Below are 13,092 nucleotides of genomic sequence, written 5' to 3'. Positions count from 1 at the left end.
GTGCAATCAGGTTGGGAAGGGAAGTGCAATTTTCCAAAAGCTGGAATTATTATCCTAACAGTGGAAATTTTTGAATGATTTGGATATAAAATATTGGGTTATGGTTAAGGTCGGAATGTGAAATATTGTAAGAAAAAAGCCGAATGCTGCTACGTGTTTATTATGGTATTAAATATCAATTGGCTAGTTGTCAGGCTTTTGGGTGTTAAGATAGTTTTGCCATGATCGCAGTGCATTCAGCTTTGTGCTTACACATTCGCCAGAATTCTGGGCTTTGTTTAGCTCGTATTTCCCAAAATGAATCTATTAGCTGCCTGTTAATCATGCAGTGTGGTTTGGGTAGGAGGTTCGAAGTAGCGCTCCCCCGTAATCAGTTGCTGCATGCCTTGTAGCGTAAGGTATACCTGGTCGAGTTGCGGGTCGGTGATGCAGTAGGGGGGAATCACATAGATGATGTTTCCAAGCGGACGCAGAATGACTCCTTGCTCCAACGCAAAGCTATAGATCGTATCGCCTAATTTATTGAAGTACGAAGTGCCTTCCGCTTCAAATTCGACCGCCAGGATCGTGCCTCTCTGGCGCACTTCCAGCACCTTAGGTTGGTACCGGAATTTTTTACTGAAAGCAGCATGGCGCTGACGGATGTGATCGATCTGCTGCTTTGTTTCTTCCAGCAGCAGCAAATCCAGGCTGGCCAGGCCGGCGGCGCAGGCTACCGGGTTGCCGGTATAGCTATGGCCATGGAACAGGGTTTTGCGCTTATCATCGCTTAGGAAGGCCTCGTAGATTTTCTCGTTGCAGGAGGTAGCCCCTAGTGCCATCGTGCCGCCCGTCAGCCCCTTCGATAAAGTGACCATGTCGGGCTGAAGCTGCAGGTAGTCGCTGGCGAAGGTGCGGCCCGTGCGACCGAAGCCCGTCATCACTTCATCGGCGATGGTCAGGATGTCATGCTGCTGGCAAATGGCGAGAAGCTGGTCCAAAACTTCCGGGTTATACATCACCATACCTGCCGTGCCCAGCACCAGTGGTTCATAAATAAAAGCGGCCACATCGCCCTCGTGTGCATAGGCTTCCAGCTGTTTTAAGGTTTGATCCTCGTTGCCAGGTATCGGCACATCGATAAAACACACCTCAAACAGGTAAGACCAGAAAGGAGCCGTAAAGGCACTACGGGCACTAACAGCCATTGCTCCGAAGGTGTCGCCGTGGTAGCTATTGCGGAAAGCGATGATCTTGCGCCGGGCTATACCTTTGTTCTGCCAATACTGGATCGCCATTTTGAGCGCTACCTCCACGGCAGTAGAGCCGTTGTCGGAGTAGAAAATACGGCTCTGGCCCTGTGGTAAAAGCTGGATGAGTCGTTCGGCTAAGGTAATGGCGGCCGGGTGTGTAAATCCGGCAAAGATCACATGCTCCAGCGTCTGTAACTGCTCGGCCACCTTCTGGGCAATGTAGGGGTGCGCGTGCCCATGCAGATTCACCCACCACGAAGCAACGGCATCCACATAGGTCTTCCCATCCTCAGCGTAGAGCAGCGCGCCCTCACCCTTTACGATAGGTATAGGAAGGGCGGCAGTCTTCATTTGCGTATAGGGGTGCCAGATGACCTGTTGATCGCGGGTAGCAAGAGTTGTGGTGGTGGACATGGTAAGATGTATTCGCTGTGCTGCGAAAGTAGGCAAGGGGAGGGGATTTACCTACCCTTGCCGGGGAAAAAGCGCTTGAGTATTCGTTTGCCGCGGCTGAGCATGGCGGGTGAGCCGTCTTTCATCAGAAACTCGATCTGGGCAAGTAATTCGTCTTTCACCCAGGGAAATTCAGGCTGCAGGTATACGAGCACGTCCAGGCAGTTGACTTTTACAGCGACGGGTGTACGTGGGTTGATCAGCCACTCGAACATGGTTTCTACCACGGGTTCACGGTTAGGCAGCGCCCGCCATGCCGCTTTGTAAAGCGGATTGTCTTCCGGGTTGGCGCAGCACATCAGTATTTTTGAAAAATGCCGCTGGCAGCTCTGGTTATGCTGCGCCGGCAGTGTGTCAGTGAAAACGGGCAGGTATGGCAGAAATTGCTTGGGAAAGGAATAGGCCACGCACTCCAGCACCCAGGCGGCGCGGAAGGCCACTGACCGATCCTGCTTAGAGGAACAAAACGCCAACAGCTGTTGCACCGAGAGCTTGCCCGAGTTCGTTTTCGCAGCGAGCTCCTGTATCTGACGTTTGCCTAACGGCTGACTCAACGCTTGCAGCAGTTCCTCTTCGTTCATAGGCCATGTATAAGGGCGCAGGTATAACACCTGCTCAGATTTTACCCAGGATCAGCCGCCTTTTCGGCAGCTGATCCTGAATGCGTTTTAAAGTACGGTAAGTGTCGTGGTTTTGTAGAGTTTACTCAATAGGCAATGGTGCGGTTTATCCTTTGTTATGTAAGCTTAAAGATAGGGTACGAAAGCCTTAGCGTACTCTGCCACAGCCTCCTGGCAAAAGTCAGCTTCCTGCCGGATGGAGGGCAAGCGTCGCAGGCCGGTATACTTCACAATGAAGTCCTCGGATGTCTGGTTTTCCTCGCCGTTGAAGATAATGCCCGCCACCGGCACTTTGCGGTAGCGCAGCACCTCTGCCGTGAGCAGGGTATGGTTGATCGAGCCCAGGTAATTCCTCGAAACTAGGATTACCTCCAGACCCAATTGCTGCACCAGGTCCAGCACGAGGTAGCGCTTGTTCAGGGGCACCATCAAACCGCCCGCGCCTTCCACGATCAGGTTATTCGCTGTCTCCGGCAGCTTCAGGCCGTGCACATCAATCTCAACGCCTTCGGCTGCCGCTGCCTTGTGCGGCGATGCAGCCATCTTTAGCCGGTAGGCCTCCGGGTGGAACACGGATCTTTCATTCGAAACTAGACTCTTGACCATGTCTGTGTCGGTGAAGTCCAGGCCGCCCGCCTGCACGGGTTTCCAGTAGTCGGCCTGCAGGGCTTCGGTGAGAATGGCTGCGGCAACTGTTTTGCCAACGTCCGTTCCGATGCCTGTTACAAAATATCTTTTCATGTACCTTTCGCTATGGCCTGCACGAGGCCGTCAATTTCTTCTTCACTATTATAGGCATGCACGATCACGCGGAGCCGCTCTGTGCCGGCGGGCACAGTAGGGGGCAGCACGGGGCGTACATCAAATCCAGCTTGTTGCAGTGCAGCCGCCAGCGCCTTGAGTTGCCGGGACTGATGCGGGAAAACAGATAGGATCACACTGTCTTCCGGGGTGCAGCGTATGCCGCTAAGTTTGTTCAGTCTTTGGTACAGTCGGGTAGCGAGTTGCTGCACGCGCTCACGCTCTGTCGAGAGTTCGGGAAGCAGGGTATAGGCACACTTCAGGGCCACCAACGCATGCGTCGGCAATCCTGTGGTATAAATAAATGCTCTGCTATAGTTAATCAAATAGTCGCGCAGCACCTGTGGCCCGACCACGGCGGCTCCGTGGCAGCCCATGGCTTTGCCGTAGGTGATCACCTGCGCAAATACCTGCTCCTGAAGCCCTAAAGCCCCAGTTAGTCCTTCGCCCTTTTCGCCGTAAAGGCCTACGGCATGGGCCTCGTCCACAATGAAAGCTGCTCCGAGCTCGCTGCATACCTGAGCCAGCTCTTTAAGCGGAGCCTTGTCACCATCCATCGAGTAGACCGACTCCGCCACCACGTATACCTGTCCGGTTGCGTGTTTCAGCTTTTGCCGCAAATCCTCCACGCTGTTGTGGCGGAAGGCATAGGTCTTGGCAAAGCTCAGACGCAGCCCGTCTTTCATGGAGGCGTGGCTTGCCTCATCATAAAACACGGTATCGCCACGCTGCGGCAGGGCAGATAACAGGCCCACGTTGGCCGTATACCCCGAGTTGAACAGCAGCGCCGCCTCTCCCTTGTGGTAGGACGCGATCATACCTTCCAGCTCTTCGAAAAGGCCGTGGTTGCCCGATAGCAGTCGGGAGCCCGTCGCCCCCAAAGGTAAATGTCTATAGTGCTCCTCTTCCTTGTGGATAAGCGCCCGCAGTTTCTCGCTGCGAGCAAGGCCGAGGTAGTCGTTGGAGCAGAAGTCAATGAGCCCGGCAGTGGTTTTGAGTGTGCGCAACCTATCCTGCGCCGCCCGCTCCGCCAGCTTCTGCTGTAGTTTTTGTGACAAAGGAAATTTTGACAAAGGACAAAGGAGTTAGTAGTAATACTGTAAAGTATAAAGTCTTTTGTCTTATGTCAAACAGTCTTTTGTCTAATTAGCAAACTGCTTGTGTTTCATCCTTAAAGGATTTTCTAGGTTTGAGGCCCAGCAAATCGAACATGGCTTTGTCGGCGTCGAAGTCAGGGTTTGGAGTTGTCAGTAGTTTCTCGCCTGTGAAGATGGAGTTGGCGCCGGCTAGGAAGCAAAGGGCCTGGTCGGTTACGCTCATCCGCTCACGGCCTGCTGACAGACGCACCATGGTCTTCGGCATCAGGATACGGGCTGTGGCGATCATGCGCACCATTTCCCATACGGTAACCAGTGGCTGGTTCTCCAGCGGCGTGCCTTTTACCGGCACCAGCGCATTCACGGGCACTGACTCGGGGTGCTGCACCAAGGTAGACAAGGTATGGAGCATGCCGATGCGGTCTTCGTCCGTCTCGCCCAATCCGATGATGCCGCCTGAGCAAACCGATATACCTGCCTTACGCACGTTCTCGATCGTGTCGAGGCGGTCGTCGTAAGTGCGGGTGGTGATGATGTTGGAGTAGTTCTCCTCTGACGTGTCGAGGTTATGGTTGTAGGCGTACAGGCCGGCCTCTTTCAGCTTTTCGGCCTGGTACTCGTTCACCATACCCAGGGTACAGCACACTTCCAGCCCCATCTCGTTCACGCCCTTTACCATGTCGAGCACCTTGTCGAAGTCGCGGTTGTCGCGCACCTCGCGCCAGGCCGCGCCCATGCAGAAGCGGGTGGATCCGCCATCCTTGGCACGCTGCGCCGCTGTGAGCACCTGCTCCTGGCTCAGCAGCTTGTACACTTCCACGTCGGTATGGAAGCGGGCTGCCTGCGGACAATAGGCACAGTCTTCCGGACAGCCACCGGTTTTCACTGATAATAAGGTACATACCTGCACTTCGCCAGTCGCCTGGTATTGCTTGTGCACTTGGGCTGCTTCTACGATCAGTTCCAGTACCGGTTTGTAGTAGATCGCCTTGATCTCTTCCAGGGTCCAGTCGTTTCGAATGGCTGCGTTTAGTCCGTCTTGTATCATGGTGGCTCGGGTTTGGATGACGAAGATAAATTGAAGATTTAGGAATAAAAAATCAAGGCTGGGGGTATGTTTGGTGGATAACTTGTTAACTATTTAAGCTGCAGTATTATTTCTGTGGATAAAATGGTTTGTTAATTTGTTGGGAAGCTGAATTTGTCGGGTTAGGGTTGCAACACAGGTATGGCAAAGAAATCGATTGAGGTTGTTGATTGACGGTGTTGCAGCAACTGATAGGGATAGGACAACAGAAGAAGAGGTTTTACGGTATACCTGAATCTGTAAATTGTACCGTAATCCTCTGTCTTGTTAATCTATGCATTTGACTTCTACTACTCAGGCTACCACGACTTTGCTGCTTTCGCCTGAAAAGGTGCTCCGGAGCCTTGCATTAATTATTGTCGTACTGCTGCTCGCTGACGTTGCCGGGATTGTACTGGATGGTGTATTGCGCTACGAATCGAGATTGACGCGGATATTGATGTATTACTTTACCTTCAACGGAGAGAGTAACATTCCTGCTTTTTTCTCTTCGGTGATGTTGTTGGCGGCCAGCGGACTCCTCTTTCTGATTCACCTTCAATACAAACGCTCCGCTCCGGACAGCTACACCCGCCATTGGTTTATACTGGGGTGCATCTTCTTGTTCATGGCCATCGATGAGAACACGCAGGTACACGAGCGGGTGGCCGATTTTGTGCGGCCCCGCCTGGCAACTGACCTGTCAGGTATGCTGCACTGGGCCTGGGTGGTGCCCTACAGTGTGCTCACGCTGGCTGTGGTGGCCTATTTTCTGCGCTTCGTGCTCCGGCTGCCTACCTATACCCGCAACCTGATCCTGGTGTCAGGTGCGCTGTTTGTGACCGGCGCACTGGGGCTGGAGTTTTTTGAGGGCTATCTCTACAAGCGCTACGGCATTGATCACCTGTACAACCGCATCCTCTACTGCCTGGAAGAATTGCTGGAAATGTCCGGGGTGGCGCTGTTCATCTATACCTTACTCGGTCACCTGGCAAGGTATGGCACCCAGATCGTGCTGGCTCCCGAGGACAGCGAAGCATAATATTCGTACCTTTGCAGGTATATGGGCAATTGCCCGCGACTCATACCTGTATTTATGTCATTTTCCGCACTGGGCCTTTCGGCGCCACTTCTTCGTTCCATCCAAGCCCAGGGCTATACCGCGCCCTATCCGATACAGTCACAGGCTATACCTGCCATTCTGAAAGGGAAGGACCTGCTCGGTATAGCGCAGACAGGTTCCGGCAAGACGGCCAGTTTTGCGCTGCCTATTCTGGAGCTATACCAGCAGAAGCAAGCCGGCCGCAACCGCTACGTGCGCACACTGGTGCTGGTGCCGACCCGTGAACTGGCGGTGCAGATCGAAGAGGTGTTCCGGGCTTTTGGTAGGGAGTTGGACAGACCAGTAAAGACACTCGCGGTGTATGGTGGCGTCTCCATCAATCCGCAGATGATGAAGATGAGCGGCACGGATGTGCTTGTCGCCACGCCCGGCCGCCTGCTTGATTTGATCGAGCACAAAGCGGTGCACGTCTCGGAAGTCGAAACACTGGTGCTCGATGAAGCCGATAAAATGCTGAACCTGGGATTTCAGGAAGAGGTGAACAAAATACTCGCCATGTTGCCCGTCCGCCGGCAGAACCTCTTGTTCTCAGCCACACTGAGCCAGGATGTGGAAGACCTGATGGCGAAACTATTGACGGACCCTGTACGGGTGACGGTACAGGAAGAAGCCACCGTGCCGGAGCTGATCAAGCAGGTGGCCTATCAGGTTTTATCTGAAAAGAAGGGGCCTTTGCTGCGCTACCTGATCCGCCAACACGACATGCAACAGGTGCTGGTGTTCGCGTCGTCTATCCGCACCGCCGACAATGTGGTGGGTAAACTGAAGAAGCACGGAATTGAGGCTGCCGCTTTCCACGGCGACAGAAGCCAGGGCGGCAGAACGGAAGCGCTCCGGCAGTTTAAAGCCGGAAAACTCCGTGTACTAGTCGCTACAGACCTCGCCTCACGAGGTATAGACATCAAGTTTCTGCCTTTCGTCATCAATTACGAGCTGCCCCGCTCTCCCAAAGATTACGTGCACCGCATCGGGCGCACCGGCCGCGCAGAAGCCTCCGGCGAAGCTATTTCACTGATCACGACGGAAGACGCACACCACTTCAAGATCATCCAGAAGAAAATGGGCGTAAGAGTGGAGATTCTGCCTACCGACGACATCGACCTGCAGGGGCAATAGGTATAGGAAAATCGCTGGGATGAGCCTGGGTGCTCATCCCGTGCCGATCACCCCTTCTTCAGCAAATGACTCAGGTCGCCGGCCCGGAACCAGCGGTAGCCGTAGGCATCCAGGGTGATGTAGTGCCGGCCTTTCGCATCAGCTTTGCTTTCGTATTTTACCATCAGGTCAATCAGTTTGTGCTCTTTTTCCTGGTTGTCTTTTCGCTCCTGTTTCAGGTCGAGTACGACCTCGTGGGCCATCTCGTCGAAGTTGTGCATAATGATCAGTGAGCTGCCTTGCCAGCTGTAATGCATGCAGAGCACCTTCGGCTTGTTTGTCTTGAGTATCTGCCATCCGCCCCAGCCAATTTCCGTACACTCTTGCCGCAGCCGGATCAGGGCAGTCATCCAGTTCAGAAGCGAGTTCGGGTCGCGGCGCTGGTTCTCCACATTGACATGGTGATAGGAGTAAGGGCCTTTGTCGATGACAGGGTGCACCAGCTTGTCGGCTTTCGAGAAACCTGCCTGATGATCGTCCGTCCATTGCATGGGGGTGCGCACGGCATCGCGCTCCTTCAGGCTCTGGTCGTCGCCCATGCCGATCTCATCGCCATAGCGGATAACGGGGGTGCCCGGTAGCGAGAACATCAGGCTATAGGCCAGCTCGCTTTGCTGTCTGTTGCCCAGCATGGTGGAGAGGCGGCGGCGTATACCCCGTTCGTAGAGCAGCATATCTTCATCCGGCGCGAAACGGGCAAACACTTTCTCGCGTTGCTCGTCTGTGAGGCGGCCCAGGTCCAGTTCGTCGTGGTTGCGCAGAAAATGCGCCCACTGCACGGTCGGGAAGTGGGTGCGGGTGGCCTCCAGTGCCTCGATCAGCGGATCAATGTCAGTGGTGGCCAGTGCGTAGAACATGTGCTGGTTCACATAGAAATTGAACATCATGTGAATGCCATTCCCCTCTTTGCCGAAATACTTTTTGTTTTCCTCGGGCAGCACGTTGGCCTCGCCCAGCAAGATGGCGTCTCCCCGGCGCCACTGTACAAAGCGACGGATTTCGCGGAGGTAATCGAAGTTGAGCTCGTGCTTGCTGGTGTTCGGCTCCGGCGATTCGATCATGAAGGGCACGGCATCCACCCGGAAACCCGCCACACCCAACTCGAGCCAAAAGCCAATGATGCGTTTGATCTCAGCGCGCACATCCGGATTGTCCCAGTTCAGGTCGGGCTGGAAATCGTGAAAGCGGTGGTAGTACCAGGATTTGGCCTTTTTGTCGTAGGACCAGGTGGAGTCCTGCACGCCGGGAAAGACCATGCCTTCGTTCCAGTCGGACGGTTTCTTTTTATTCCAGACATACCAGTCGCGATGCGGGGCGTCTTCGCTGCTGCGGGCATCCTGAAACCAGGGGTGCTGGTCGGAGGTATGGTTCACCACCAGGTCGATGATCACTTTGATGCCGCGCTTTTTGGCCTGGTGCATGAACTCCACAAATTCACCGCTGGAGCCGTGCCTGGGGTCGACGCCATAATAGTCGGAGATGTCGTAGCCGTTGTCTTTGTTGGGAGAGGGCTGGAAAGGGGCCAGCCAAACACAGTCGATGCCCATGGCGTTGAGGTAGTCGAGGCGGCGTGCAAGCCCTTCGAAATCGCCCACCCCATCGCCGTTCAGGTCCATAAAGGTTTCGAGGTCCAGGCTATAGATGATTGCATTTTTGTACCACAGCTCTTCCAGCATAGCGAATCGGTTTTGGTTGGTTAAAAATGATTCGTCTATACGGGAGAAGCGGGGCAAAAGTCGGGACGAAGGTGCTGGCAGGTCTTAGTAGCAGTGGCTAATGCAGGTATAGCCTTCGTGTGCTGGATTATTTTTTTGCAGCTTTCCAGTCTTCGGGGCGCATCTCAAATTTTACCTCGCTGCGTCCGTGTATACCGATCGCTTTCCAACCCTGACGGCGGTAAAATTGCTCGGCCCTGGTGCCGGGGTCTGTGCCAAGCCAGATCGGTTCTTTTGTCTGCCGGAAGTACCAGTCGAGTAGGATGCCGTGGAGTTGTTTGCCTATACCTTGTCCTTCAAACTCCGGCAGCAGGAACAAGGCCCATACGTTGCGGTCTTGCAGGTCAACAATCGAAAAGCCAACCACCTGGCCGTCTACCTCGCATACCCAGCCTTTGCCGCGCTCCGTCAGGTATAGCGCACAAAGTTCGTCTGTAACCTTTGCGGGGTCGGAGAGGATGTTCTCCTTTACCGAATGGCGGATGATCTGGAGTTGGGGAATGTCGGCGGTTGTGGCTTCGCGGAATAGCATTACTTCTCCTTCTCCTCCACCACCTCACCGTTGCGGTAAAGCCTGGTCTTGTATACCTTGCCTTCGTCGTTGTGGTACTTCCAGGTGCCGGTGGCTCTGTTGTTGCGATGCTGGCCAATTACTTCCACTTTACCGTCTTCGAAGTACTGTTTGTAAGGGCCGAAGCGCAGACCGTCTTTGTAGCTCGTCTCGGACTTGATCTTACCGCTTTCATAGAACTCCTGACTGCTCACGATTTTGCCATTGGCCTTGTCGTAGGTATACCTGTCCTTTACCTGTCCGTTCTCAAAGTACACCAGGCGCTCGCCTACCAGTTTGCCGGCATTGTAGGTCTCCGCCACTTCCACTTTTTTGCCCGGAGCGTCGTAGTAGGTTTTCCAGCTGCCGGTGCGCAGCTTGTTTTTGTATTGCTCCTCGGCTTTGATGTTGCCAGAAGGGTAGTAGGTCGTGATCTTGCGGTCGTCGCCGTTGTTGCTGTACTGGCCTTCCTCTTTCAGCTTGCCGTTTTCGAAGTATACCTGCGAGAGGCCCTGCACCTGCCCGTTGCGGTAGTTGATCATGCTGCGCAGGTTGCCGTTCTCGAAATAGGCTTTGGATGGGCCGTGCATTTTGCCTGAGGCAAAGCTGCCCTCGGTGCTCAGTTTGCCGCTGCGGTAATAGCTTTTGAAGGAGCCGTTCCGCTGACCCGCCACATTGATCACCTCTGTCTCGAGCTGTCCGTTGTCGAAGTAGGTTTTGTAAGAACCTTCCAGCATGCCGTTGCGGTAAGTGGCCTCGGTCTCCAGGCCGCCATTTTCGAAGTAGGTTTTGGCCGGACCGTTCTGCTGGCTGTTCCTGTACGTGATCTCCGATTTCAGCTTGCCGTTCGGGTAAAATTCACGCACCAGTCCCTCCGGAAAACCATTGACAAAGTTTGTCTCCTTGCGCACTTTGCCATCGGCGTAAAATGTCTTGAACACATCGCTCTGCTGATCTTTATCGTAGCTGCCTTCCTGCAGCAAGCGCCCATCCGGGTGGAAGGCCTTGAACGGTCCCTGCTTCTGATCCTGCACATACGTTACCTGCATACGGGGCTGTCCGTTTTGGTAATACTCGGTGAACACGCTGTCCTTTTTACCCTCAACAAATTTGGCAAAAGCCTCCCGCTCACCGGATGGGTAATAGCGGTTGTAATAGCCCACAATAGCTGAGTCAGGCGTCATGTAGTAGACCTCCTTCACCGTCGTCATGGACTCGTCGTGGTAGGTGACTACTTTGCGGGGAGATTGTCCGAAAACCACCGTGCTGAAGAGCAAAACAGCCGGTAAGAGCGAAAGCAATTTAGACATGGGTACCAGGTATATCTTTCTGTTAATTTTTATAAGCATAAAAGGCCGGATCAGCGCAAGTCTTTTGTCTATTGTCAAAAAAGTCCTTTGTCCTATCTCAAAGGCTATACCTTCTTTTTGATGATCTCTTTTGCAACTAACTTCAAAAACGGGTCGGCATCTCGCACATACTGCTGCGCCAGTTCCACCGCTTTGGCACGGTTCACCTTATTCAGGCTCAGCAATGCACGGCGGACTACATATTTGTCTTCGCCGTCAATCAATTGCAGCAGCATTTTCTCGCGGCCTTCGACCTCCACATGACCAAGCAATTCGGCCATTTGCCATTTGGCCTGCGGCTGGTCCGAGAAAATGGCTTTCCGCACGAAACGCAGCGGGTCTTCTAATTTCTCCTCTACACTTTTCAGCACTACGCCCGCTTCATTGTCGATGGCCAGTGCATACACCAGCTGTTGTGCCAGGTCGTGGTTAAACGCTTTGTTGAGTTGCTCCAACGCCTCATCAGCCGCTTTGTGCAGCGCCTCCCAGCCCGGATACTCAGCCTCCCACTCGCCCAGGCCCCTTTGTTCGTTGTAAGTGTCGGGCGTCATGTTGGCCCACTCCCAGAAGTTGGCCAGTTCGTTTTCTAGTGACATATTACTTGCAAATGGATAAACACCAAAAGTATGGGAAACAGTTTAATATTCAGGCAAGGTACAAAAAAGAAGCCCCACGAATAACGTAGGGCTTCCTGCAAAAAATATACCGCAAAGCGGAGATTACATTTTCTCGATCACCAGGGCAGAGGCACCGCCACCGCCGTTGCAGATACCGGTCACGCCGATCTTACCGCCTTTTTTGTCGAGCACGTTGCAAAGCGTCGTCACGATACGGGCACCGGAAGCGCCAAGTGGGTGACCCAACGATACGGCGCCGCCGAACACGTTCACGTTGCCGCCTTCCAGACCAAGTTTCTGGTTGTTAGCGATCGATACCACCGAGAAGGCTTCGTTGATCTCGTAGAAATCTACCTCCTCAGGCGATACGCCGGCGTTTTTCAGCGCCTTCGGTATAGCCAATGAAGGGGTGGTGGTGAACCAGATCGGATCCTGCTCAGCGTCCGCAAAGCCAAGGATCTTGGCGATTGGCTTCACGCCCAGTTCTTCTGCCTTCTCCTTGCTCATCAGCACCAGCGCCGCGGCACCGTCGTTCAGGGTAGAGGCGTTGGCAGCCGTAACTGTGCCTTCCTTGTCGAACACAGGGCGCAGGCCGGGGATTTTGTCGAAGCTCACTTTCTTGTATTCCTCATCTTCTGACACCACGATCGGGTCTTTGCCACGCTGCGGAATTTCCACCGGCACGATCTCGTCCTTCATCATCCCTGCCTCTGCGGCCGCGGCTGATTTCTTGTAAGAGCTGATCGCGTACTCGTCCTGCATTTCGCGGGTGATCTTCATCTCACGGGCCGTGTTCTCTGCGGCATTGCCCATGTGGAAGTCATTGTACACATCCCACAAACCGTCTCTCAACAGGCCATCCGTCATCTGACCATGACCCAGCTTTGCGCCGAAACGGGCTTTTTCCAGGTAATAAGGCACGTTCGACATACTCTCCATGCCACCCGCCACGATCACATCTTTGTGACCCAGCATGATGGCCTGCGCTGCATACATAATCGCTTTTGTACCGGAGGCACACACCTTGTTGATGGTGGTACACTCTACGTTATAGCCAAGGCCAGCTTTAACAGCCGCCTGACGGGCAGGAGCCTGCCCCACGTTGGCTGACAGCACGTTGCCCATGATCACTTCCTGTACTAAGCTCTTGTCAATACCGGCTTTTTCCACCGCACCTTTGATAGCGGCTGCACCCAGTTCCGTGGCAGAAAGGCTGGCCAGCGCGCCGCCAAAGCTTCCGATCGGGGTACGCACAGCCGAGATTATATAAACTTCTTTCGTTTGCATAAGATTGTGTCTAATAGTTTTATAGTG

General features: G+C 53.9%; 12 protein-coding genes. 2 read left to right on the top strand and 10 right to left on the bottom strand.

The window, feature by feature from the left end; genetic code table 11:
• Positions 1–317: 317 nt before the first annotated feature.
• From bioA to bioB, 5 genes are all read right to left on the bottom strand, one after another.
• The gene (bioA, locus tag IEV97_RS09065) at positions 318–1,646 is read right to left on the bottom strand and encodes an adenosylmethionine--8-amino-7-oxononanoate transaminase (protein ID WP_188501198.1); all 1,329 of its coding nucleotides are present in this window, start codon (positions 1,644–1,646) and stop codon (positions 318–320) included.
• 47 nt (positions 1,647–1,693) lie between these two features.
• Positions 1,694–2,266 carry a HEAT-like fold family protein gene (locus IEV97_RS09060; RefSeq protein ID WP_188501197.1) on the bottom strand — a complete coding sequence of 191 codons (573 nt, stop codon included), beginning with the start codon at positions 2,264–2,266 and terminating at the stop codon, positions 1,694–1,696.
• Positions 2,267–2,431: 165 nt separating this feature from the next.
• Complete coding sequence (gene bioD / locus IEV97_RS09055) at positions 2,432–3,046, bottom strand: dethiobiotin synthase (protein WP_188501196.1); 615 nt, start codon at positions 3,044–3,046, stop codon at positions 2,432–2,434.
• Positions 3,043–4,164: an aminotransferase class I/II-fold pyridoxal phosphate-dependent enzyme gene (locus IEV97_RS09050; RefSeq protein WP_229733875.1), complete on the bottom strand. Its 1,122-nt coding sequence runs from the start codon at positions 4,162–4,164 to the stop codon at positions 3,043–3,045. Before IEV97_RS09050 ends, bioD begins: the two co-directional genes overlap by 4 nt.
• A gap of 88 nt (positions 4,165–4,252) precedes the next feature.
• Positions 4,253–5,251: a biotin synthase BioB gene (gene bioB, locus IEV97_RS09045; protein ID WP_188501195.1), complete on the bottom strand. Its 999-nt coding sequence runs from the start codon at positions 5,249–5,251 to the stop codon at positions 4,253–4,255.
• 313 nt (positions 5,252–5,564) lie between these two features.
• Between bioB and IEV97_RS09040 the strand changes: the two genes are divergently transcribed.
• Positions 5,565–6,311: a DUF8692 domain-containing protein gene (locus IEV97_RS09040; protein WP_229733874.1), complete on the top strand. Its 747-nt coding sequence runs from the start codon at positions 5,565–5,567 to the stop codon at positions 6,309–6,311.
• A 54-nt stretch (positions 6,312–6,365) separates the two neighbouring features.
• Positions 6,366–7,508, top strand: a complete 1,143-nt coding sequence (locus tag IEV97_RS09035; RefSeq protein ID WP_188501194.1) for a DEAD/DEAH box helicase — start codon at positions 6,366–6,368, stop codon at positions 7,506–7,508.
• Positions 7,509–7,555: 47 nt separating this feature from the next.
• Here the strand turns inward: IEV97_RS09035 and IEV97_RS09030 are convergent, their stop codons facing one another.
• From IEV97_RS09030 to IEV97_RS09010, 5 genes are all read right to left on the bottom strand, one after another.
• Positions 7,556–9,223, bottom strand: a complete 1,668-nt coding sequence (locus IEV97_RS09030; protein WP_188501193.1) for an alpha-amylase family protein — start codon at positions 9,221–9,223, stop codon at positions 7,556–7,558.
• Positions 9,224–9,350: 127 nt separating this feature from the next.
• Entirely contained in the window at positions 9,351–9,794 is a 444-nt protein-coding gene (locus IEV97_RS09025) for a GNAT family N-acetyltransferase (RefSeq protein ID WP_188501192.1), read from the bottom strand.
• Complete coding sequence (locus IEV97_RS09020) at positions 9,794–11,122, bottom strand: toxin-antitoxin system YwqK family antitoxin (protein ID WP_188501191.1); 1,329 nt, start codon at positions 11,120–11,122, stop codon at positions 9,794–9,796. The genes IEV97_RS09025 and IEV97_RS09020 overlap by 1 nt, the downstream gene beginning before the upstream one ends.
• A gap of 104 nt (positions 11,123–11,226) precedes the next feature.
• Positions 11,227–11,757: a HEAT repeat domain-containing protein gene (locus IEV97_RS09015; RefSeq protein WP_188501190.1), complete on the bottom strand. Its 531-nt coding sequence runs from the start codon at positions 11,755–11,757 to the stop codon at positions 11,227–11,229.
• Between the two features lie 123 nt (positions 11,758–11,880).
• Entirely contained in the window at positions 11,881–13,065 is a 1,185-nt protein-coding gene (locus IEV97_RS09010) for an acetyl-CoA C-acyltransferase (RefSeq protein ID WP_188501189.1), read from the bottom strand.
• Positions 13,066–13,092 lie beyond the last annotated feature (27 nt).

Source organism: Pontibacter amylolyticus (assembly GCF_014638845.1).
Lineage (GTDB): Bacteria > Bacteroidota > Bacteroidia > Cytophagales > Hymenobacteraceae > Pontibacter > Pontibacter amylolyticus.
This window is presented reverse-complemented; position numbering and strand designations above follow the sequence as displayed.